This window comes from Actinoplanes sp. CA-030573 (assembly GCF_050951115.1).
Taxonomy (GTDB): Bacteria; Actinomycetota; Actinomycetes; order Mycobacteriales; family Micromonosporaceae; genus Actinoplanes.
Genome location: NZ_CP192038.1, coordinates 9,451,836 through 9,473,323 on the forward strand (window position 1 = coordinate 9,451,836; position 21,488 = coordinate 9,473,323).

Annotated in this window: 25 protein-coding genes; 11 read left to right on the plus strand and 14 right to left on the minus strand. The window is 71.4% G+C overall.

From position 1 onward, the window contains the following. Positions 1-24: 24 nt before the first annotated feature. A complete protein-coding gene (locus ACQP2F_RS43850) occupies positions 25-762 on the plus strand; it encodes an aminotransferase class IV (RefSeq protein WP_433298584.1) in 738 nt (245 codons plus the stop codon). Positions 763-831: 69 nt separating this feature from the next. Here the strand turns inward: ACQP2F_RS43850 and ACQP2F_RS43855 are convergent, their stop codons facing one another. Continuing rightward, complete coding sequence (locus ACQP2F_RS43855) at positions 832-1,440, minus strand: FABP family protein (RefSeq protein WP_433298586.1); 609 nt, start codon at positions 1,438-1,440, stop codon at positions 832-834. Continuing rightward, on the minus strand, positions 1,437-1,541 hold the full coding sequence (mtfM, locus tag ACQP2F_RS43860; RefSeq protein WP_433298588.1) for a small membrane protein MtfM: 105 nt from the start codon (positions 1,539-1,541) through the stop codon (positions 1,437-1,439). The genes ACQP2F_RS43855 and mtfM overlap by 4 nt, the downstream gene beginning before the upstream one ends. A 14-nt stretch (positions 1,542-1,555) precedes the next feature. Here mtfM and ACQP2F_RS43865 point away from each other — a divergent pair, with 14 nt between their 5' ends. Further along, the gene (locus ACQP2F_RS43865; protein WP_433298590.1) at positions 1,556-1,930 is read left to right on the plus strand and encodes a DsrE family protein; all 375 of its coding nucleotides are present in this window, start codon (positions 1,556-1,558) and stop codon (positions 1,928-1,930) included. On the opposite strand, the gene ACQP2F_RS43870 is transcribed toward ACQP2F_RS43865, so the two are convergent. Continuing rightward, positions 1,927-2,916 (minus strand): hypothetical protein, encoded by a 990-nt coding sequence (locus ACQP2F_RS43870; RefSeq protein WP_433298592.1) that lies wholly within the window; start codon positions 2,914-2,916, stop codon positions 1,927-1,929. The two genes, ACQP2F_RS43865 and ACQP2F_RS43870, sit on opposite strands and share 4 nt — an antisense overlap. 131 nt (positions 2,917-3,047) lie before the next feature. Between ACQP2F_RS43870 and ACQP2F_RS43875 the strand changes: the two genes are divergently transcribed. Next, the gene (locus tag ACQP2F_RS43875) at positions 3,048-3,218 is read left to right on the plus strand and encodes a hypothetical protein (protein WP_433298594.1); all 171 of its coding nucleotides are present in this window, start codon (positions 3,048-3,050) and stop codon (positions 3,216-3,218) included. Positions 3,219-3,558: 340 nt separating this feature from the next. On the opposite strand, the gene ACQP2F_RS43880 is transcribed toward ACQP2F_RS43875, so the two are convergent. Continuing rightward, on the minus strand, positions 3,559-3,990 hold the full coding sequence (locus ACQP2F_RS43880) for an NUDIX hydrolase (RefSeq protein ID WP_433298596.1): 432 nt from the start codon (positions 3,988-3,990) through the stop codon (positions 3,559-3,561). 2 nt (positions 3,991-3,992) lie between these two features. After that, positions 3,993-5,951, minus strand: a complete 1,959-nt coding sequence (locus ACQP2F_RS43885; RefSeq protein WP_433307865.1) for an ATP-dependent DNA helicase — start codon at positions 5,949-5,951, stop codon at positions 3,993-3,995. Between the two features lie 154 nt (positions 5,952-6,105). Here ACQP2F_RS43885 and ACQP2F_RS43890 point away from each other — a divergent pair, with 154 nt between their 5' ends. After that, positions 6,106-6,609 carry a DUF402 domain-containing protein gene (locus ACQP2F_RS43890; RefSeq protein ID WP_433298598.1) on the plus strand — a complete coding sequence of 168 codons (504 nt, stop codon included), beginning with the start codon at positions 6,106-6,108 and terminating at the stop codon, positions 6,607-6,609. Here the strand turns inward: ACQP2F_RS43890 and sigJ are convergent. Next, a complete protein-coding gene (gene sigJ, locus ACQP2F_RS43895) occupies positions 6,592-7,461 on the minus strand; it encodes an RNA polymerase sigma factor SigJ (RefSeq protein WP_433298600.1) in 870 nt (289 codons plus the stop codon). The two genes, ACQP2F_RS43890 and sigJ, sit on opposite strands and share 18 nt — an antisense overlap. Positions 7,462-7,552: 91 nt before the next feature. Here sigJ and ACQP2F_RS43900 point away from each other — a divergent pair, with 91 nt between their 5' ends. From ACQP2F_RS43900 to ACQP2F_RS43910, 3 genes are all read left to right on the plus strand, one after another. Continuing rightward, positions 7,553-8,512: a hypothetical protein gene (locus ACQP2F_RS43900; RefSeq protein WP_433298602.1), complete on the plus strand. Its 960-nt coding sequence runs from the start codon at positions 7,553-7,555 to the stop codon at positions 8,510-8,512. Between the two features lie 106 nt (positions 8,513-8,618). Continuing rightward, positions 8,619-9,245 (plus strand): DUF47 domain-containing protein, encoded by a 627-nt coding sequence (locus tag ACQP2F_RS43905; RefSeq protein ID WP_433298604.1) that lies wholly within the window; start codon positions 8,619-8,621, stop codon positions 9,243-9,245. Positions 9,246-9,248: 3 nt separating this feature from the next. After that, a complete protein-coding gene (locus ACQP2F_RS43910) occupies positions 9,249-10,250 on the plus strand; it encodes an anion permease (RefSeq protein ID WP_433298606.1) in 1,002 nt (333 codons plus the stop codon). A gap of 34 nt (positions 10,251-10,284) precedes the next feature. Here ACQP2F_RS43910 and ACQP2F_RS43915 read toward each other — a convergent pair whose 3' ends face one another. From ACQP2F_RS43915 to ACQP2F_RS43925, 3 genes are read right to left on the minus strand one after another with little or no spacing between them, the layout of a single operon-like run. Further along, positions 10,285-11,907, minus strand: a complete 1,623-nt coding sequence (locus tag ACQP2F_RS43915) for a glycoside hydrolase family 13 protein (protein WP_433298608.1) — start codon at positions 11,905-11,907, stop codon at positions 10,285-10,287. Positions 11,908-11,937: 30 nt separating this feature from the next. Continuing rightward, positions 11,938-12,984, minus strand: a complete 1,047-nt coding sequence (locus ACQP2F_RS43920) for a LacI family DNA-binding transcriptional regulator (protein ID WP_433298610.1) — start codon at positions 12,982-12,984, stop codon at positions 11,938-11,940. A gap of 13 nt (positions 12,985-12,997) precedes the next feature. Continuing rightward, the gene (locus ACQP2F_RS43925) at positions 12,998-13,975 is read right to left on the minus strand and encodes a Gfo/Idh/MocA family protein (protein WP_433298612.1); all 978 of its coding nucleotides are present in this window, start codon (positions 13,973-13,975) and stop codon (positions 12,998-13,000) included. Between the two features lie 98 nt (positions 13,976-14,073). On the opposite strand from ACQP2F_RS43925, the gene ACQP2F_RS43930 reads away from it, so the two are divergent. After that, positions 14,074-14,838 carry an NUDIX hydrolase gene (locus tag ACQP2F_RS43930; protein WP_433307867.1) on the plus strand — a complete coding sequence of 255 codons (765 nt, stop codon included), beginning with the start codon at positions 14,074-14,076 and terminating at the stop codon, positions 14,836-14,838. Between the two features lie 26 nt (positions 14,839-14,864). Here ACQP2F_RS43930 and pstB read toward each other — a convergent pair whose 3' ends face one another. Genes pstB through pstS form a run of 4 tightly spaced genes read right to left on the minus strand, consistent with a single transcriptional unit; the run spans position 14,865 to position 18,982 of the window. Then, complete coding sequence (gene pstB / locus ACQP2F_RS43935) at positions 14,865-15,641, minus strand: phosphate ABC transporter ATP-binding protein PstB (protein WP_433298614.1); 777 nt, start codon at positions 15,639-15,641, stop codon at positions 14,865-14,867. A gap of 22 nt (positions 15,642-15,663) precedes the next feature. Continuing rightward, a complete protein-coding gene (pstA, locus tag ACQP2F_RS43940; RefSeq protein WP_433298616.1) occupies positions 15,664-16,758 on the minus strand; it encodes a phosphate ABC transporter permease PstA in 1,095 nt (364 codons plus the stop codon). Between the two features lie 2 nt (positions 16,759-16,760). Next, positions 16,761-17,831, minus strand: coding sequence for a phosphate ABC transporter permease subunit PstC (gene pstC / locus ACQP2F_RS43945; protein ID WP_433298618.1), 1,071 nt, complete (start codon positions 17,829-17,831; stop codon positions 16,761-16,763). Between the two features lie 56 nt (positions 17,832-17,887). Next, on the minus strand, positions 17,888-18,982 hold the full coding sequence (gene pstS, locus ACQP2F_RS43950) for a phosphate ABC transporter substrate-binding protein PstS (RefSeq protein ID WP_433298620.1): 1,095 nt from the start codon (positions 18,980-18,982) through the stop codon (positions 17,888-17,890). Positions 18,983-19,268: 286 nt separating this feature from the next. Here pstS and ACQP2F_RS43955 point away from each other — a divergent pair, with 286 nt between their 5' ends. From ACQP2F_RS43955 to ACQP2F_RS43965, 3 genes are read left to right on the plus strand one after another with little or no spacing between them, the layout of a single operon-like run. Beyond that, positions 19,269-19,712, plus strand: a complete 444-nt coding sequence (locus ACQP2F_RS43955) for a universal stress protein (RefSeq protein WP_433298622.1) — start codon at positions 19,269-19,271, stop codon at positions 19,710-19,712. Positions 19,713-19,760: 48 nt separating this feature from the next. Further along, positions 19,761-20,189, plus strand: coding sequence for a MarR family winged helix-turn-helix transcriptional regulator (locus ACQP2F_RS43960; protein WP_433298624.1), 429 nt, complete (start codon positions 19,761-19,763; stop codon positions 20,187-20,189). A 28-nt stretch (positions 20,190-20,217) separates the two neighbouring features. Continuing rightward, positions 20,218-20,631, plus strand: coding sequence for a hypothetical protein (locus ACQP2F_RS43965; protein WP_433298626.1), 414 nt, complete (start codon positions 20,218-20,220; stop codon positions 20,629-20,631). Here the strand turns inward: ACQP2F_RS43965 and mshD are convergent. Next, on the minus strand, positions 20,612-21,478 hold the full coding sequence (gene mshD / locus ACQP2F_RS43970; protein ID WP_433298628.1) for a mycothiol synthase: 867 nt from the start codon (positions 21,476-21,478) through the stop codon (positions 20,612-20,614). The two genes, ACQP2F_RS43965 and mshD, sit on opposite strands and share 20 nt — an antisense overlap. Between the last annotated feature and the right edge of the window lie 10 nt (positions 21,479-21,488).

Below are 21,488 nucleotides of genomic sequence, written 5' to 3' on the forward strand. Positions count from 1 at the left end.
TCGGCGCGCCGTTACGCTCCGGTCGTGACGCTCTCGGTCGAGCCGGACGAGTTGTTCGGCGACGGGGTCTTCGAGACGGTTCATCTGCGCCCGTCCGGCCCCTGGCTGCTCGAGGCGCACCTCGCCCGGCTGGCCCGCTCGGCCGCGCTCCTCGATCTGCCGCCGTTCGTCCCCGACGGTCATCTCGCCGGCCTGCGGGGCGACGAGCAGGCGCTGCGGCTCATCCGCACGCGCCGATCCCAGCACGTCACGGTGTCGCCGATCGCGCCCGACGCGCTGCGCGAGCGGCGGGAGGGCATCCGGGTGATCAGCGCCGTCGCCGGCTCCCGGCCGCCGTGGTCCCTCTTCCGGGCCAAGACGCTTTCGTACGCCGAGAGCTTCGCCGCCCGCCGCTGGGCGCGCTCCCGGGGCGCGGACGACATGATCTGGATCGACGCCGACGGCCATGTCCTCGAGGCCCCGACCGCGTCGGTCGTCTGGCTGGCCGGCGACACGCTCTGCACGGTGCCGTCAACCGAGGCGCCGATCCTGCCCGGCACCACCGCCGCCGAGCTGCTGGCGCGCGCGCCCGAGGCCGGTCTGCGCGGGTCCGAACGGATGATCACCATCGACCAGCTGCGTGGGGCGGACGCGATCTGGCTCGCTTCCGCCCTGCGCGGTCTGGCCTTCGTGAAGTCCCTGGACGGAGCGCCCCGGCGGCATTCCCGCTGGACGCCGCGCCTGCTCACGCTGCTCGGCTACTCACCGGCCCGCGACGCATAAGCCCGACGCCTCTCGCCCGCCCGCATAATCCCACCCCGCGCGCCGACTTTCCCGTTTTATCGGCCTTTGTCAGCCGCCGATGCGGATCAGCCGGGCCGACATGTGCGGGCGCAGGCCGCTGTCGTCGACGGCCATCTCGTGGGCGTAGAGCAGCGCGCCCTCGACGATGCCGAAGAGCCGCTGGGCCCCGGTCACGTGCAGGCCGCTCGGCGTGTAGGCGACCGCGTCGGCCTCCATCTCGAGCCGGGTCGTGCCGATCGTCTTGCCCAGATAGAGCTCGGCCGTGCCGTCGGGCGTGACGATCGTGGCCTCCATCTCGTCGCCCGGCCGCCCGTCGACCAGCACCGGCCGCCAGAAGCCCGACTCGAGGATCCACTCCCCGGCCGGCTTCGACTCGTCGTCGAGCAGCCAGGACCGCGACTCGAAGCGCAGGAACGGCCGCCCGTCATGGCTGATCCGGATCTCCTGGGCGAAGTTGTAGTCGTCGTCGGCCGGGAAGCCACCCTGCCCCCGCCCGCGCCACAACCCGACGAACGGCAGCAGCCCGAGCAGCGACGGGTGCAGGTCGGCACCCTGACGCAGGTCGTGCGTCTCCTCGTACGGGTAGGGGTCGACCGGCGGCGCGTTCAGCCACGGGGGTGGGCCCAGTGGGTTGTCCGCCTCTGCCTCGCCGCTCACCAACGCCCCCTCGCAATCCGAATGGCCAGATAGCCGAAGCCGCCCGCCAGCGCGCCCAAACCGGCGACCAGCAGGCTCACGAACCCGATCTCGGTAACCATGACCGGACCATCCTATGCTGACGCCCATGGCACGTTTGCTGGTCGTCAAGGCAACCGCCGGCGCCGACGCTCCCGAGCGCTGCTCGCAGGCCTTCACCGTGGCCTCGACCGCCGCCGCGTCCGGGGTGGACGTATCGTTCTGGCTCACCGGCGAGTCGACCTGGTTCGCCCTGCCCGGCCGGGCCGCCGAGTTCGAGCTGCCGCACGCCGCTCCCCTGCCCGACCTGCTCGACCTGCTGCTGACCAACGGTCGGGTGACGGCCTGCACCCAGTGCGCCGCCCGCCGCGACATCACGCCCGACGACGTGATCCCCGGCATCCGCATAGCCGGCGCCGCGGTGTTCGTCGAGGAGGTCACCACCGAGGGCGCGCAGGCCCTCGTCTACTAGCAGCCGGTGCTCACGCTGACCCGGAGCTTCTTGTCGTCCGGCACGACAACAACAGAAGAACTGCCTTTCCGGTACGCCCAGGCGGCCGCATCCGACCGCACGACGACCGTCCCCGCGCTCAGCCCCCGCATCCGCGACTCCAGGTCGCCCGGCGTGGCGATCCCGCGCACCGTGTAGGTGGCCGCAACCCCACCATCCGGGCAGGCCACCGCCCGAACTACCGGTGTCCCACTCCCCGCCGCAGCACCGCCCGCGGCCCCACCGCCCAGCGCGCTCACCACCGTCCCCAGCTCGCCCGGCATCGTCCCCGTCGCCGGATCCGCGGTGTCGGCGTCCTCCGCCTTCCCCGGCCGGCACCCGCTGGTGAGCCGCAGCGTCAGCACTTTCGCCGAAGAGTCCGCATCGGAGTCGATCCCGACAAAGTTCCCGGCGTCCGCATGAAACGCCAGCCGGGTACCTCCCCGCGTGACCGCCACATCCGCCCGATATCCCCGGGGCAGCCCCGCCGCGATCCCGTCGAGGGCCGCCTCGGCTTCCCCTTCCGCGACATAGACGGTGACGTCCCGAGCAGCCATGACCCCATGCCGAACCGGCGTGATCCGGCACCCCGCGATCAACTCCAGCTCCCCGAGCACCGCAACCCGCTTGCCCGCACCCACCGCAGCGTCCCCACCCCCCGGCGCCGCAGGTCCGCCCGACGCCGCAGGTCCCCCCGACGCGGCCGGGCCGCCACCCTTCTCCCCGCCGGCGCCGGCTCCTCCCTCGGCCGCCGCGAACACCACCCCCGCGGCCCGCTGCAGCTCCGGCACGGCTTGCGCGATGTCCCGCTGCTCAGGCACGGTCGCCGGGCTGTGCCGAACCGACCAGACCCCCAGCCCCGCCACCACGACGATCCAGGCGACCACCACCGCGCCCAGCACCCACCGCCGTCGCCGGCGCCGCCCCGACCCGGCCTCCGGTGGCGTACTGAGCAGCGGTCCCGTCACGGCAGCCATGGTGACACGTCCGGTCACGAGTTCGGCGGCTAGTCACTAGGCCACTTGTCGCGTATAAAGAGACGATGATGCTCACCCCTGTGAATGGCGACCGGTTGGCCGAGATTCGCAAAGGTCTCGGGATGACCCAGACTCGACTGCAGGCGGCGACCGGCCTGAGCCGCGAGAACATCAGCCGAATCGAGTGCGGGCAGCCGGTCACTCTCAAAGTGCTGCGCGCCTACGTGACCGGGCTGGGCGGCGAGGTGGACGTCGTCGCCCGCGTCGGCCGCGTCTGGCTCACCGTGGCGTAAGCGCGAGTCGGCCCCACGCCGGCGCCGCGGCGGCCGACGGCACGGCCGGCCGGTGGTCGGGAGCGCTTGGTTGGCCCGCGGGTGCAGCGCGAGCGGGCGGGTGCAGCGCGAGCGGGCGGGTGCAGCGAGCGGGTGGATAGGGCGCGCGGGTGGATGCGGCGCGAGGTCGCGGGTGGGTGCGGCGACCGGGTGGGTGCGACGAAGACAGGCGCTACAGAGCGGGAGCCGACGCAGCGCGCGGGCCACTCAGCGCGCGGGCCACTCAGCGTGCGGGCCACTCAGCGTGCGGGCCACTCAGCGCGCGGGCACTCAGCGTGCGGGCACTCGGCGCGCGGGCCACTCAGCGCGCGGGCGGCGACCCCGGCGCGAACGACGCGTACTCGCCTGAGCGCAGGAACTCGGCGATCACCTCGGCCGAGCCCGGCGTGAAGGGGCGGTCGAGCAGCTCCGCGGCCGGGACGAAGAGCATCGCGGCGCCCTCGCCCAGGATCACGTCGGCCTGGGTGCTGGTCGTCGTGCCGTAGAAGTAGCTCTTTGCTCGGCGCTCGGCCGGCAGCTCCTGGCGGCGGAACAGGCGCAGCGGGGCGGCCGGGCGCAGGGCCGACTCCTCCCACAGCTCGCGCGTCGCGGCCTCGTGCGGGCTCTCGCCGGGCTCCACCGCGCCGCCGGGGAGGCCCCAGACGTTCGGGTAGTACGGCGCCTTGTCGTCGCGCAGCTGGAGCAGCACGGCGCCGGTTCGGTCGAGGAGGAACGTGCATGCGATCTCGAGCATCGTCAGCCCTTCGCCAGCCGCTGGAGGGCGCCGATCGCCACGTCGGTGCGGGTCGTGTACCAGAACGGGGGCAGCGACCTGCGCAGGAACGCGCCGTAGCCGCGGGCCGTCTCGAGGCGGGAGTCGAGGACCGCCACCACGCCCTTGTCGCCGGTCGAGCGGATCAGCCGGCCGACGCCCTGGGCCAGCCGGATCGCGGCGATCGGGACGCTGACCGCGGCGAAGCCGGAGCCGCCGGCCGCGTCGACGGCGGCCGAGCGGGCCGCGGCCAGGGGCTCGTCGGGGCGGGGGAACGGCAAGCGGTCGATCACCACCAGCTGGCACGCGTCGCCGGGGACGTCGACGCCCTGCCAGAGGGACATCACGCCGAACAGGCAGCTCGCACGGTCTTCCCGGAACTTGCGGACCAGCAGCGGCAGCGCCTCCTCGCCCTGCAGCAGGATCGGCAGGTCGGTGCGGGCGCGCAACAGCTCGGCGGCCTGGGTGGCGGCCCGGCGGGAGGAGAAGAGCCCGAGCGTACGGCCACCGAGCGCCTCGACCAGCTTGACCAGCTCCTCGCCGGCACCGGCGGGCAGTCCCGACGCGGCCGGGCGGGGCAGGTGCGCGGCCACGTAGAGGATCCCCTGCTTGGGGTAGTCGAAGGGGGAGCCGACATCGAGCGACGTCCAGCCGTCGCCGGACGCGGGCGGGGCGTCGGCGGTGAGCGCGCCGGGCGCCGCGGTCTCGGCGACGGCGCCGCGGGCCGATGGCACGGCCGGGGCGGCGACCGGCAGGCCGAGCGAGCGGGCCACGGTGTCGAAGCGGCCGCCCAGGGTCAGTGTGGCCGAGGTGGCCACCACCGTACGGTCGGCGTAGAGCCCCTGGGAGAGGGTGCCGGCGACCGACAGCGGCGCCACCACGAGCGCGCGACGGCCGCTGCCCATGTCGGATTTCTCGACCCACGCGACGTCGAAGTCGGACTCCTCCAGCAACCGCTGGGCGGTCTCGAACAGGTCGTCCAGCGCCGCCTTGGCCTGCTGCTTGCGTACCGGATCGGGATCGTCGCTCTTGATCTCTCCGATCGCGCTCAGCGCCGAGCGGGCCGCCATCTCCAGCAGCGTCACCGCCTGGCGGATCGGCTCGGGCAACCCCGACGTCAGCCGGCCGGCCGGCGCGTCGGCCAGGCCCACCGTGAGCGCGTCGGCCGCCTCGGCCAGAGCGTCCGTCGCCGCCTGCGGGATCAGCTTGCCGGCGCGCCGGGCCGAACGCTCGATCGCGTCGGGGGTCAGCTCGGCCTGCGCCGCCGAGGAGACCCGGTCGGCCAGCTCGTGCGCCTCGTCGATGATCAGCAGTTTGTGCGGGGGCACGATGTGCCGGTCGGCCAGCATGTCGACGGCGAGCAGGCTGTGGTTGGTGACCACGATGTCGGCCTCGCGGGCGCGCGCCCGGCTGGCCTCGGCGAAACACTCCGCGCCGTACGGGCATTTGGCCGCACCCACGCAGTCGCGAGCCGGCATCGACACCTGCCGCCACGCCGTGTCGTCGACGCCGGGGTCGAGCTCGTCGCGGTCGCCGGTGGTCGTCTTCTCCGACCAGGCGTGCAGTCGCTGGATCTGCTTGCCGAGCTTGCCCGCCTCGCCCAGCCACTGGGTCGCCCGGGGCGGCGCGTCGTCGAACAGCGTGTCGGTCGGCGCCTCCTCGTCGGCGTGCTCCATCTTGGCCAGGCAGAGGTAGTGGTGGCGGCCCTTGAGCACGGCGAACGTGGGCCGCCGGCCGAGGACCGGCTCGACCGCGTCGGCGAGCCGGGGAAGATCGTGCTCGACCAGTTGGTTCTGCAGCGCCAGGGTGGCGGTCGACACCACCACCGGGCCGTCGACCAGCAGCGAGGGCGTCAGGTAGGCCAGGCTCTTGCCGGTGCCCGTGCCGGCCTGCACGAGCAGGTGCTCCCGATCTCGTACGGCCTTGTCGATGGCGCTCGCCATGGCCTGCTGACCAGGGCGCGCGGCACCGCCGGGAACCGCTCCGACCGCCGCGGTCAGGAGCTCCTCGGCGGTTGCTTTCTTCCGGGTAGCGCTGGGCACGCAGAGACGGTACCCGCCACCACCGACAGAAGCCGACCACCGTTAGGGTTCTCGCATGCCGCACGACATGGTCCGGGTCGTCTACACCAAGTACGACGGCTCGGCCCACCGGGACTATCCGGCCCGCCGCTTCGACGCCGACGACCTGGGCGTCTGGGTCGGCGTGACCCGCGGGACGCCGTCGGTCTACCACGGCCGCCCGTCCGTGGAGCAGATTCCGTTCGTCCTGCTCATCCCCCACCACGCGTGGTGGACGGGCATGTTCAACCCGGCGCCGCGGACCAGCGAGGTCTACTGCGACATCACCACGCCGGCCCGCTGGGAGGGCGACACGGTGCACATCATCGACCTCGACCTCGACGTGGTGCGCCGCCGCGAGACCGGCCTGGTCGAGCTGCGCGACGAGGACGAGTTCGACGAGCACCGGGTGCAGTTCGGCTACCCCGACGACCTGGTGGCCGAGGCCCGGGCCGCGGCCGGCAAGCTGATGGTGGCGCTCGGCGACGGCACCGAGCCGTTCGCCACCGAGTACCACAAGTACCTACAAGAGGTCGCTTAGCACCAGCTTCTCCGGGTTCAGCTGGTTGAAGAGACCGGTGATCCGGCCGTCCGCGACCGCGAGCGACAGCACCGAGCGCAGCGGCCGCCCGTTCGCCTGCTCGCCGCGCACGAGCAGCCCGAGCGAGCCGTTGACCAGCACTGTCCGCATCTCGACCGCGCCCAGGCCGGCCACGATGCCGACGTAGAAGCGGGCCACCTTGTCGGCGCCGAGGATCGGCCGGGTGCCGACGCCGGGCCGGCCGCCGCCGTCGCCGATCGCCACCACGTCCGGCGCCAGCACGGCGGCCAGCGCCTCGAGGTCGCCGCTGGCCGCCGCGGCCAGGAACGCCTCGAGGACCCGGCGCTGCTCGGCGAGGTCGGCGTTGTGCCGGATGGCGTCGCGGGCCAGCGCCCGGCGGCCGCGCGAGGCGTGCTGCCGGGCGGCGCTGTCGGTCGTGCCGAGCACGGTCGCCACGTCCTCGAACGGCACGCCGAACGCGTCGTGCAGCACCACCGAGACGCGCTGCTCGGGGGTGAGCTTCTCGAGCACCACGAGCAGGGCCAGGCCGACCTGATCGGTGATCTCGGCCCGGGCGGCCGGGCCGGCGTCGGGGTCGACCACGAACGACGGCAGCCACTGGCCGGGGTACGCCGCGCGGCTCACCCGGGCCGACTTGAGCACGTCGAGGCAGATCCGCCCGGTGACGGTGGTGAGCCAGCCGCGCAGGTCGTGGATCTCGCCGCCGTCGCGGGCCTTCGCGTACCGCAGCCACGCCTCCTGCACCGCGTCCTCGGCCTCGGCCCGGCTGCCCAGCATGCGATAGGCGACGGCGAGCAGATGCGGTCGCTCGGCCTCGAACTCGTCCGGCATGGGGAAATTCTGCGCGACATTGCCCGGACGCCGGTATCGGATGTGACACAGTAATAAACACGCATTTCGTACGAAACGGGTGGGGGACGCGGTGAACGGTACGACGATCGCCGGTGGTCTCGCCGGGCTCGCGGGGGTGGCGGGCGCGGCATCGGCCGCTGCCGTCCTGCTTCGCCGGCCCGCGCCGTACCTGCCGGCCGGGCACGCGCTCGCGCCGGCGAAGAACGCCGACCCGCTGCCGGCCGTCCTCAGGAACGGCCTCGGCGGTCTCACCGTGCCGGTCACGCCCGGGCCGCACGGCGAGCTGTTCCTCGGGCCGGGCGGGCCGCAACCGGGCCGCACGCTGCGCCGGCTGGTGCTGACGCCGCTGTTCGCCCGGGCCCGGAGCCGGGGCGGTCGGCTCGCCCGCGATCAGCAGGTGCCGTTCCGGCTGGTGGTCGAGTTCACCGGGGCGAACCGCGAGGCGGAGACGCTGCTGCGCGCGTACCGGATGCTCGACCAGCAGCTGCGCGACCACGCCGCGCTGCTCAGCCGTTGCGACGGCGAGACGCTGGTGCCGGGCGCGGTCACCGTCTCGGTGACCGGCATCGTCGACGTACGCGAGCTGCTCGCCGAGCAGACCGAGAGGTACGCGTTCGCCGACGGCACCTTCGACGACATCGGCTCGCGATCGGCGCCGCCCACCCTGGTCCCGATGATCAGCGAGCCGTGGGGCCGCCGCTTCGGCTGGGACGGGTGCGAGCCGATCCCGGCCGAGGAACGGCATCTGCTGCACGCTCTGGTGCGCCAGGCCCACGACGACGGCCGTACGGTGCGGATCGCCGGCCTTCCCGACGGCTCCCGCCGCGCCCGCCGCGCCGTCTGGGCCGAGCTGGGCGCCGCCGGCGTCGACGTGATCGCGGACGCCGACCAGCGTGGACTGGCCCGCCACCTGCGCCGTCACCCGGTCGCGCGCTGGGTGCCACGGGCGCCGCTGCCGACCCGGGCGGTCCGCCGATCGTCGCCGCGGCCGAACGCACCGAGATCGAACCGCAGTCACGAACCGGTGTAGAACGCGGCATCCGGGGGCAACCAGCCAGGCGAACAGCAGGTTGAGAAGCGAGGACCGCTAGCATTCCCGGAGATCCATCCCACGTCCGTCGATCGAGGTCCGCGCCGTGAAGTTCTCTTTCCGCCCCGTGGAGGGCGCCTTCTACGATCTCTTCACGTCCGCTGCCCAGAATCTGGTCAAGGGCACCGCGCTTCTCAACGAGCTGGCGCTGCCCGGTGTGGACGTGCAGTCGGTGAGCGACCGGCTGACCGATGTGGAGCACGACAGCGACCAGATCACGCACGACCTCTACAAGAAGATCAACTCGACCTTCATCACCCCGTTCGACCGGGCCGACATCTACTCGCTCGGCTCGCAGCTGGACGACGTCATGGACCACCTCGAGGCGGTCGGCAACCTCCTTTACCTGTACGGGTTGACCGAGCTGCCGTCGCTCCCGCGCGAGATGCACGAGCTGATCACCGTGCTCGACCAGCAGTCCAAGGTGACCGCCGACGCGATGCCCCGGCTGCGGACGATGAAGGACCTCGAGGAGTACTGGATCGAGATCAACCGGCTCGAGAACGACGGTGATCGCGCGTACCGGATGTTGCTGGTCCGTCTTTTCTCGGGCGAGTACGACGCGCTGACCGTGCTGAAGATGAAGGAGGTCGCCGACGAGCTCGAGGCCGCCTGCGACGCCTTCGAGCACGTGGCGAACACGGTCGAGACCATCGCCGTCAAGGAGTCGTAGCCCTTGTCCGCCGAGCTCATCGCCGTGCTCGCGGTGATCATGGCGGCCATGGTGTTCGACTACACCAACGGCTTCCACGACGCCGCCAACGCCATCGCGACCAGCGTCAGCACGCGCGCCCTCACCCCGCGGATCGCGCTGCTGATGGCCGCCGCCGGCAACTTCATCGGCACCCACTTCGGCGGGAGCGTCGCCAAGACGGTCAGCGGCATCATCTCGGTGCCGCCCTCGGTGGCCGGCCTCGGTGTGGTCTTCGCGGCCGTGCTCGGCGCGATCGCCTGGAACCTCATCACCTGGTACTTCGGCCTGCCGTCCTCGTCGTCGCACGCGCTGATCGGCGGGCTGGTCGGCGCGGCCCTGATCGCCGGGTACTCGGTCCACTGGAACGCCATCGTGGAGAAGGTCGTCATCCCGATGGTGGCCTCGCCGTTCGTCGGCTTCGTGGCCGGGTTCCTCTTCATGGTCGCCCTGATGTGGACCTTCCGCCGGGGCAAGCCGGCGAAGCTCAACCGCGGCTTCCGGCACGCGCAGACGGTCTCGGCCGCGGCGATGTCGATCGGGCACGGCCTGCAGGACGCGGCCAAGACGATCGGCGTCATCGTGCTGGCCCTCTACGTCGGCGGCTACCAGAGCACGACCGACCACATCCCGCCGTGGGCCTACTGGACGTCCGCGACGGTGCTGGCCCTCGGCACCTACGCCGGCGGCTGGCGGATCATCCGCACCCTGGGCCGGAAGATCATCGACCTCGGCCCGCCCGAGGGCTTCGCGGCCGAGACGGTGGCGAGCACCCTGCTCTTCGTCTTCGGCATCGGCCTCGGCGCCCCGATCAGCACCACCCACACGATCACCTCGGCGATCATGGGCGTCGGCGCCACGAAGAAGCTGTCGGCCGTCCGCTGGGGCGTGGCCGGCAACATCGTCGGCGCCTGGATCCTGACCTTCCCGGGCGCCGGCCTGATCGCCGCGATCTGCTACTTCATCACCCGGCCGATGTTCAGCTGACGGCCCCGGGCCGGAGCCCGGGGCCGACCGGCCGCTAGAGGGACCACCAGACGGTCGTGTCGGCGGGGATCACGGCGACGCCGTCCTCGACCGTGATCGGGCCGCTGGCGATCAGCTGCGAGCCGGGCACGGGCAGGGTCACCGGCGCGCCGGACATGTTGACCGTGCAGCGGAAGTCGCCGCCGCGCTCGAAGGCGAGCACCCCGGCCGGCGAGTCGAGCCAGGTCAGGTCGTCGCCGGCGAAGACCTTGCGGCGCAGCGCGAGCGCGTCGCGGTACAGCGTCAGCGTCGAGCCGGGCACGCCGTCCTGGGCGGCCACGCTCAGCCCGGCCCACGAGTCGGGCTGCGGGAGCCAGGACGGGCCACCTTCGGGACCGAAGCCGTACGGCGCTTGGGTGCCCGACCACGGAATCGGCACCCGGCACCCGTCGCGGTAGCCGTCCTGACCGGTCGCGCGGTGGAAGGCCGGGTCCTGGCGCACCTCCGGCGGCAGGTCGACGACCTCCGGCAGGCCGAGCTCCTCCCCCTGGTAGAGGTAGGCCGAGCCGGGCAGCGCGAGCAGCAGCAGCGACGCGGCCCGGGCCCGGCGCAGGCCGGCGGCCTCGTCGACCGCGGCCGGCCGCTTGCCGGCCACCTCACCCTCGTGCGCCTGCATCAGCCGGTTGGTGTGCCGGACGACGTCGTGGTTGGAGAGCGTCCAGGTGGTCGGCGCGCCGACCGCGGACATCGCCGCCAGCGAGGCGTCGATCATCGCGCGCTGGGCGCCGGCCTCCCAGGCGGTGCCGAGGTAGCTGAAGTTGAACGCCTGGTGCAGCTCGTCGGGGCGGACGTAGGCGGCGACCCGGGACAACGTCGGCGCCCAGGCCTCGGCCACGGCGATGCGCTCCCCCGGGTACTCGTCGAGGATCGCGCGCCAGCTGCGGTAGATGTCGTGCACGCCGTCCCGGTCGAAGCACGGGCTCTCGCCGACGTCGAGCAGATGCCACGAGGTGTCGTGGCCGATGTCGGGCAGACCGCTCTCCTTGACCAGGCCGTGCGCCACGTCGATCCGGAAGCCGTCGACACCGAGGTCGAGCCAGAAGCGCAGGATCGTGCGGAACTCGTCGGCGACGGCCGGGTGCTCCCAGTTGAAGTCGGGCTGCTCGGGCGCGAACAGGTGCAGGTACCACTGGCCGTCGGCGACCCGGGTCCAAGCCGGCCCGCCGAAGATCGACGGCCAGTCGTTGGGCGGCAACTCGCCCTGCGGACCGCGGCCGTCGCGGAAGTGGTAGCGCGCCCGCAGCGGCGAGCCCGGCCCCTCGGCCAGCGCCTGCTGGAACCACACGTGCTGGTCGGACGAGTGGTTGGGCACCAGGTCGACGATCATCCGGAGGCCGAGGTCGTGCGCGTCGGCGACCAGGCCGCGGGCGTCCTCGACCGAGCCGAAGAGAGGGTCGACCGTGCGGTAGTCGGCCACGTCGTAGCCGGCGTCGGCCTGCGGGGACAGGTAGAAGGGAGACAGCCAGACCGCGTCGACACCCAGGTCGCGCAGGTAGGGCAGGCGGCTGCGGATGCCGGGCAGGTCACCGATGCCGTCGCCGTTCGCGTCGGCGAAGCTGCGCGGATAGATCTGATAGATCACCGCGTCGCGCCACCAAGCCGGGACAAGATCGCTCATGGCGTGACGGTAGCAGGTTACTAACTCGTGTTACATCAGCGGTTTGACCGCCGAGTCCCGGACGATCAGGGTGGTGCCGAGCAGCTGGTGCGGGTGCTGGTCCTCGCCCCGGACGGCGGAGATGAGGAACGAAGCGGCACTCCTGCCCTTCGTCACGATCGGTTGACGTACGGTCGTCAGGCGCGGGCGGAACCAGGCCGACTCGGCGAGGTCGTCGAAACCGGTCACCGAGACCTGCCCGGGCACGGCGAGACCCAGCTCCTGCAGGGCGTCCACCGCGCCGTAGGCGAGCACGTCGGAGAGCGCCATGATGGCCGTGGGCCGGGGGTCGCGGGCCATCAGCTCCTTGGTCGCGCGGTAGCCGTCGACCCGGGTCACCGGGACCTCGGCCAGCGCCACGTCGGCCATGGTCAGGCCGGAGCCGGCCAGCGCCTCGGCGATGCCGGCCATCCGCCGCCCGAGCGGGCCACGATAGCCGCGGGTCGCGACGTCGGGGCCGGGGTCGATGGAGAGCACGGCGAGCCGGCGATGGCCGAGCTCCAACAGGTAGCGCATGACCTCGCGGGCGCCACCGGTGTCGTCGACCTCGACGCTCGGCGCGTTCTCGTAGCGGTCCGAGTCGATCAGGACGAACGGAACCTCCCGCCGCGTCAGCTCCACCACCTCGGCGCCCTCGGTCTCGAGCCCGCAGACGATGAAGCCGTCCACCGCCGCGTACGGGATCGCCTTGAGCACCGAGTCCTGCAGCGGCGGGGTGAGCAGAAGGGTGTAGCCCTCCTGGTCGCAGATCTGCCCGACACCCATCAGGAAGCGGGCGTAGTAGGGGTTCTCCATGATCTGCGCGAGGCGCTGCGGGAGCAGGACGCCGATCGAGTTGGTGGTGCCCGCCTGCAGCATCCGGGCCAGCGTGTTCGGCGCGTACCCGAGCTCGGCGGCCACCGCGAGGATCCGCTCCCGGGTGGCGGTCGAGATGCGTTGCGGGTTGTTGAACGCGAACGAGACGGCGGACCGGGAGACACCCGCGGCCGCGGCCACATCGCTCGACGTCGGCTTGCCGCCGACCTTCCTCGACGGCATGCGACAACCTTAGTCAGTACGTGACGCCGATCTGGTCGCGGATGGCGTCGAGCAGCCCCATGACCTCCAATGTGGTGGCGTGCGGCATGAGCGGGCTCTCCAGCTCGCCGGCGAGGATGCAGCGCTGGGCCTCGGCCGCCTCGAACTGGTAGCCGTTGCCCTCGAACGGGAACTCGAACGTCTCCGGTGCCTTGCCCGCCCGGTGCAGCGTGAACTCGCGCGGCACGAAGAAGCCCGGCGGCAGGTCGATCCGCCCGTCGGTGCCGGTGATCGAGGCGGCGTTGCGGCTCTCGCCGTTGATGCTGCAGGTCAGGGCCGCGACCGCGCCCGGCTGCCAGCCGAGCAGCACGCCGGTGTTCTCGTCGACGCCCTCCGGGGTGAGGTGCGCCCAGGCCTGCACCGAGCTGGGCGCGCCCATGATCAGGTGGGCCAGGTTGATCGGGTACACGCCGAGGTCGAGCAGCGCGCCGCCGCCGAGCTTCGGGTTGCGCAGCCGGTGCTCGGCGTCGAACGGGCCCTGCAGTCCGAAGTCGGCGTGGATCGCGCTGACCCAGCCGATCGCGCCCTCCTCGACCAGCTCGGCGACGCGTCGTACGGCCGGGTTGAGCCGCATCCACATCGCCTCCATGAGGAAGACGTTGCTGGCGTGCGCGGCCTGGACCAGCCGGGCGGCCGAGGTCAGGTCGAGCGTGATCGGCTTCTCGACCAGCACCGCTTTGCCGGCCTCCACGCAGGTCAGGGCGGCGTCGAGGTGGTACGCGTGCGGGGTGGCGACGTAGACGACGTCGACCTCGGGATCGGCCGCGAGATCGGCGTAGGAGCCGTGTGCGCGGGCGAAGCCGTACCGCTCGGCGAAGGCACGGGCGTTCTCGGCGGACCGCGATCCCACGGCGGCGAGCTCGGCGCCGGGCACGAGCGGGAGATCCTTGGCGAACTGGGCGGCGATCCCGCCGGGACCGAGGATTCCCCAGCGAACGTGCTGTTCCGTCATGATCGCTAGGTTATCGAGTTTTGGGTGGCGGGTGGGGCGGTCGGATGGGGCAGGATCCAAGGGTGACCAGCTCGCTGACCTTTCCCGTTCCCGAGGCGATGGTGCGCCGGGCCCGCGAGTTCCGCGGAGATCCGGCACCCACCCGACCCGCGGCCACCGTCGTCCTCCTGCGCCCCGAGGGCGACAAATTCCAGCTGTACGTGTTGAAGCGTGCCGCCTCGATGGTGTTCGGCGGCCTCTACGCGTTCCCGGGCGGTGGCGTGGACCCCTCCGACCGCCCGGCGACGATCCGCACCGACTGGGCCGATCACCTGGGCATTCCCGACGATCGGGCACGGGCCGTCGTCGGTGCCGCGGCCCGCGAGCTGTTCGAGGAGGCCGGCGTCCTGCTGGCCGGGCCGCTGGAGCATCTGGACCAGACCATCGGCGACGTCAGCACCGACGACTGGGAGGCGGACCGGGTCGCGCTCGCCGCCCGCAAGCTGACCATGACCGAGCTGCTGGCGAAGCGAGGGCTCGGCCTGCGCGACGACCTGCTGCTGCCGTGGGCCCGGTGGATCACGCCGGAGTTCGAGCCCAAGCGCTTCGACACCTGGTTCTTCGTCGCCCTGCTGCCCGAGGGCCAGACCGCACGGGACGTCTCCGGCGAGAGCGACGGCGCCCGCTGGGTCGATCCGGACGCGACGGACGGACTGGCCATGCTCCCGCCCACCCGGTCGACCGTGGGCTCGCTCTCGGCGTACGGGCGGATCTCCGAGGTGATCGCGGCCGCGAGTCGCCGTGATGCCGCAACCCCGGTCATGCCGCGCGTGGAGCTGCACGAGGACGGGAGCGCCGTGCTGCACGTGACGCTCCCGTCCTGAGTTGCCGAGACCTGAGTTGCCGAGACCTAACCGAAGCGGCCGGTGATGTAGTCCTCGGTCTTCTTCTCGGTCGGGTTGCTGAAGATCTTCTGGGTGTCGTCGTACTCGATCAGGCGGCCGGGGTCGCCCGTCTTGTCGATCGAGAAGAAGCCGGTCTTGTCGCTGACCCGGGCCGCCTGCTGCATGTTGTGCGTGACGATGATGATCGTGAACCGGTCCTTCAGCTTGAACATCAGGTCCTCGATCGCCAGCGTCGAGATCGGGTCGAGCGCCGAGCAGGGCTCGTCCATCAGCACGACCTGCGGCTCGACCGCGATGGTGCGGGCGATGCAGAGTCGCTGCTGCTGACCGCCGGAGAGGCCGGCGCCGGGCCGGTTGAGCCGGTCCTTGACCTCGTTCCACAAGTTCGCCGACTTCAGCGACTGCTCGGCGGCGTCGTCCAGCACCGACTTCTTCTTGACGCCGTTGAGCTTGAGGCCGGCCACCACGTTCTCGTAGATCGACATCGTGGGGAACGGGTTGGGCCGCTGGAAGACCATGCCGATCAGCCGGCGGACCGCGGTGACGTCGACGTCCGCGTCGTAGATGTTCTGGTCGTCGATCGTCAGCCGGCCCTCGATGCGGGCGTTCGGCAGCACCTCGTGCATCCGGTTGATCGACCGGAGGAACGTGGACTTGCCGCAGCCGGACGGGCCGATCAGAGCGGTGATCGTCTTGGGCTCGACCGTCATCGACACGTTGTCGATGGCCTTGAACGAGCCGTAATAGGAAGAGACGTTGCTCGCCTCGATGCGCTTGGCCATGGGGGTTCCTCTTTACCGCTCTTTACCGGGACAGACTGTTGCGACGGGCGAGCATCTTGGCGGCGATCGTCAGGACCAGCACGAGCGCGACCAGGGTCAGGGCGGCCGTCCAGGCCCGCGCCGGGGCGTACTTGGAGGCGTCGCCGGCCTGCTGGTAGACGAAGAGCGCCAGCGAGGACTGGTTGCCGTTGAACGGGTCGAAGTTGATCGCCGCGGCGCCGCCGGCGACCAGCAGCACCGGGGCCGTCTCGCCGGCCGCGCGGGCGATGGCGAGCATGACGCCGGTGACGATGCCGGGCAGCGCGGTCGGCAGGACGATCTTGAGGATCGTCTTCCACTGCGGAACGCCGAGGGCGTAGGCGCCTTCCCGCAGCGGGCCGGGCACCAGGCGCAACATCTCCTCGGTGGACCGCACGATCGTCGGCAGCATCAGCACCGAGAGCGCCAGCGCGGCGGCGAAGCCCGAGTAGCGCGGCTGCCCGTTGTTGAACCAGGGGCTCACGATCAGCACCCAGAACGACAGGATGAACAGGCCGGCCACGATCGACGGGATGCCGGTCATGACGTCCACGAAGAAGCGGACGGTGTCGGCGAACCGGCCGCGGCCGTACTCGACCAGGTAGATCGCGCCGAGCACGCCCAGCGGGACCGCGATCAGGGTGGCGATGCCGACCTGCTGGAGGGTGCCGATGATCGCGTGGTACGCGCCGCCGTTCGGGTCGCGGGCGCCGATGTTGTTCATCGACGTCCCGAAGAAGTTGCCGTCCAGGCGCTGCGCGCCCTTGGAGATCAGCGTCCAGACGACCGAGGCCAGCGGCAGGACCGCCAGGACGCAGGCCGAGTAGATCAGCGACTGCCAGGCCCGGTTGCGCGCCGCGCGACGGCCCTCGACCCGGCCGGCCGCGACCAGGATGGCGACCAGGTAGAGGGTCCAGCCGAGCACGACGACCAGGACCCAGTTGCCGATGCCGGCGCCGAGCACGATCGCGGCGGACACGGCGAACGCGAGCACCGCGAGGCCGAGGTTGACCACCAGCGGCAGCTTCCGGGTGCGGATGTTGTCCGGCGTCATGGCGACGGCGCCGGCCCGCGAGCCGGCGTAATCGGTCTGCGTCATGCTCATGCGGCACTGTCCCGGAACTCGCGGCGGCGGTAGATGATCGCCCGGGCCGCCATGTTGACGACCAGGGTGATGGCGAACAGCACCAGGCCGGAGGCGATCAGGGCGCCGCGGCCGGTGGCGTTGGCCTCACCGAAGGTGTTGGCGATGTTCGCGGCGATCGAGTTGCCGCCGGTCTGGATCACGTTGAACGAGATGCTGAAGACGGTGCCGAGAGTCAGCGCCAGGGCGATCGTCTCGCCGAGCGCGCGGCCGAGGCCGAGCATCACGGCGGCGATCACGCCGGGCTTGCCGTACGGCAGAACGGCCGTCCGGATCATCTCCCACTTGGTGGCGCCGAGGGCGAGCGCCGCCTCCTCGTTCATGCCCGGGGTCTGCTGGAACACCTCGCGGGAGAGGGCCGTGACGATCGGCAGCACCATGATCGCCAGCACCAGCGAGCCGAGCAGGATCGAGCGGCCGAACGGGCCGTCGCCGCCGAAGAGCGGGATCCAGCTGAAGTACTTGTTGAGCCAGATCGAGAAGTTCTGCACCGGCTCGGCGAAGACGTCGCGGCCCCAGAGGCCGAAGACGACGCTGGGCACGGCGGCGAGCAGATCGATGACGAAGCCCAGGGGGTTGGCCAGTCGCCGGGGAGCGTAGTGCGAGAGGAACAGCGCGATGCCCAGGGCGATGGGAACCGCGACGATCAGCGCGATCACCGAGCTGAGCACGGTGCCGAAGGCCAGCGCCGCGATGCCGAACTTGGGCTCGGCGTCGTTCGGGAACCACTGCTTGTAGCTCAGGAAGTTCACCGTGTTGGCCTGCAGGGCCGGCACGGCCTTGGAGATCAGGAAGACCGCGATGGCCACGATGATCACGAGGACCATCGCGCCGGCGCCGACGGACAGGCCGCGGAAGCCGGTCTCCATCGAGAGCCTGCTCTTCTTCTGCAGGGCGCCACCGCCGCCCAGTGGGGGTTCTTCGTAGCTTCTCGGCGAAACGCCGGTGCCGGCGGACCGGGCGTGACGTCCTGTCACACCCGGGCCACCGGCGATGGCGTCCGTCGAGCGGGAGGGGTAGTCACCCATCTGCTCGCTCGCTGTCGTCTCGGAGGGATTCGTTTCCCGTTACGGGCGGGTCAGCGTCAGCTGATGGCGGCGACCGAGGTCGCGACCTTCGACTGAACCGAGGCGGGCAGCGGCGCGTAGCCCAGGTCGCTGAGCGCCGACTGACCGGCGGTGCTCGAGGTGAAGTTCAGGAACGCCTTGATGTCGGCGGCCTTCGGGGAGCCCTTCTCACAGGCGATCTCGTACGTGACCAGGACGATCGGGTACGCGCCCGGCGTCGTGGTGGCGTAGTCGATCGACATCTTGAGGTCGTTGCCGGTGCCGGTGACCTTGGCGCCCTCGATGGTCTTGCCGGCGCTCTCCCCGGTCAGCTCGGTGAACTCACCGGCGCCGTTCTTGACCTTCGCCATCTTGAGGCTGCTGTTCTCGGCGAACGACAGCTCGACGTACGCGATGGTGCCCGGAGTGCTCTTGACCAGGCTGGCCACGCCGTCCGACTTGGCCGCGCCGGTGCCGCCCGGAGCCTTCCACGCCTTCGCGTTGCCGTAGGTCCAGTCGGCCTCGGCGGTCTTGCTCAGGTACTTGGTGAAGTTGTCGGTGGTGCCCGACTCGTCCGAGCGGTGCACGGCCTGGATGGCGGTCGACGGGAGCTTCGCGCCCGAGTTCAGGGCGGCGATCGCCGGGTCGTCCCACTTGGAGATCTTGCCGGAGAAGATCTTGGCGATGGTCGGGGCGTCGAGCTGCAGACCGTCCACGCCGTCGACGTTGTAGACGACCGCGATCGGGCCGATGACCATCGGGATGTTGAGCGCCGGGCCGCTGGCGCACTTGGCGTCGGCCTGCTTCTGCTCCGCGTCCTTCAGGGCCGAGTCCGAACCCGCGAAGTCGGCGGTGCCGGAGATGAAGGCCTGGATGCCCGCGCCGGAGCCGGTGCCCTGGTAGTCAATCTTGGCGCTGGAGCACTGGGCGTTGTATTTCTTGATCCACTCGTCCATGGCGTTCTTCTGGGCCGTCGAGCCCTGCGCCGTAAGGCTGCCGGTGCCACAGCTACCAGCCGCGGCCGAGCTGCCACCGGCGGGCGTGTCGGAGGTGTTGTCCGACCCGCACGCGGCAAGCGCGAGCGTCGCAGTCAAAGCAATACCGGCGAGGTAACCGGACCGCTGGAGCTTCACGATTTTCCCTTCGGGGTGAGGTGCGCAGGCCGATGTCTCATCGGCACACCCGAAAGCTAAAAGGGCCAGGTAGCCGGTTACCCGGCCGCAAATGAACGCGCGGTGAACACGTATGCCACTCGAGTTTGCTTTCTCCTGAGCCCGAGTTGTCCGTTCCGTGAACCGCGTGCAAGAAGTCCGACATGTCGCCAAAATGCGCAGGAGTGGCCGGCCCCTGGGTCCGGCCGTTCCCCGCACCAACTGAACGCCGGCGTGCCACCACCGAGCGCCGGGCTTAGGGTTCGCCATGGGCTCCTTCGAGCTGGGCACCGACGGTCCCGGCGCGATCGTGGTCGGGGTCGACGGAACGCCCACGTCGATGCGGGCGGCGGCGTACGCGGCCGGGCTGGCCCGGCGCCAGCGCACCAAGCTGTACGCGGTGCATGCCCGTTCCGCGCCCACCACGCTGATCACCCTGGCCGACCACAGCGGCATCGCGATCAACGCGGTGCTGCAGGCCCAGGAGGAGCTCGAGACCCACTTGCGCGAGGAGCTCGGCGGATGGGGCGCCGACGTCGAGCTGATCGTCCGCGTCGGCGATCCGCTCACGGTGCTCTCCGAGGTGGCCAAGGAGACGCGCGCCGATGCTGTCGTGGTGGGCTCGTCGGCCAGCGTCGGGCACCGGATCGCGGGGTCGCTCGCGATCCGTCTCGTCCGTGGCGGTCGCTGGCCGGTCACGGTTGTGCCCTGATGCACGCCACAGTTGCCATGTTTATGGTTGCCATGTTTAGCTTTAGCCGTGGAGACGGTCGGGGCGTTGTTGTGGCGGGTCACCAACCGGTGGCGGGCCGCCGTCGATCGGGGGCTGGCGCCGGTCGGGCTCACGCATGCGCAATACGCGCTTCTGGCCACGCTCTACGGAATGGGGCGCGAGGGCAGCACGCCGAGCCAGCGCGAGCTGGGTGAGCGAGCCGGCTTCGAGCCCATGTACGTCTCCAAGGTGGCTCGCGGTCTCGAGCAGGCCGGCCTGATCGAGCGGGCGCGCCATCCCACCGATCCGCGGGCCTTCGGGCTCGCCCTCACCGAGCGCGGTGTCGAGGTCATCAACCGGGCCATTCCGATCGTCCGGGACCTGCAGGCCGAGTTGACCGCGCCGATCGGCGGGCCCGCGAGTGAGCGCTCGCGCGAGCTGGCCGACGTTCTTCGCACACTCCTGGGGCTGACGTAGAGACACGGGTAGGCAAAGGAGAAGGCTCATGGCGGCGTTGACCGGACAGACCATCGCCGAGGCGCAGGGTGCCGTTCGCGCCCTGCTCGACCGGACGCTCGTGGACAGCGGGCTGGACAGCAACGAGTTCGTGGCCCTGCGCGTGGCCGACACCGGCCGGGCGGGCGACGACCTGGCGGGATTTCTCGCCGGGCAGCGGCAGCTGGGCCTCGACCCGGCGGGAGCGGCCGCCCTGGTGGACGGCCTGCAGATGCGGGGGCTCCTCTGCGACGCCGCGATCACGCCGCGCGGCGTCGAGGTGCTCGGCGGGGCGCAGCGGCGGGTGGCGGCGGTTACCGCGGAGCTCTACGGGCCGATGGACGAGGAAGAGCTGGCCGTCGCACAGCGGGTGCTCACCGAGGTGATCGCGCGGGCCGGGGAGCTCAGTCCCGCTGGTAGTTGACGTCCGACTTGTAGATCTCGAAGCCGAGCCGGCGATAGAGGGTCACCGCCGCCGCGTTCGACTCGTCGACGTAGAGCAGGGCCTGGGTGAGGCCGGCGTCCGCGAGGTGGCGCAGGCCGGCCACGCTCAGCGCCCGGCCGAGACCGCGGCGGTGGCCGCCGGGGTCGACGCCGAGCACGTAGATCTCGCCCAGCGCGGGGTCATCACCGGCGGCGGGGTGGACCTTGGTCCAGTGGAAGCCGAGCAGCCGGTCCTCGATGTCGACGGCGAGCAGGAAGCCGGCCGGGTCGAACCACGGCTCGGCCTCGCGCAGGCGCAGGTCGTCGAGCGTCCAGCGGCCCTGCTCGGGGTGGTGGGCGAAGGCTCGCGCGTTGACGCCGAGCCACGCCTGCTCGTCGTGGCCGGGGCGGAAGTGCCGCACGGTCACGCCCTCGGGCAGCACCGCTTCCTCGTCGAAGCCCACCAGCGACCGGCGCATCTGCCACAGCACCCGCGCCCGGACAAATCCGGATTTTTCCGAAAAAAGGCGGGCGGCATCGAGATCTCCGTGCGCCCAGAATGCCAGCGGCCCCTCCCCGGCGGCCGCCAACAAGGCAGTACCGAAGCCGTGCCGCCGATAGGCCGGGGCGACGACCAGCTCACCGGAATCCGCGACGAAGGCGTAACCGGCCAGGGCGCCGTCGTCGGTCTCCGCCAGCAGATGGGTGCCGCCGCCGTTGCGTACGCGCAGAACGACGTCCTCGGAGAGCGGATAGACCCCGTCCGCCCGCTCCGCCGCGGTGGCCAGCGCGAGAACGTCGGCCACCTCGGCGTCGCCCAACCGGTCCAGTGACCGGACTTTGCTCATGTAGAAGAAC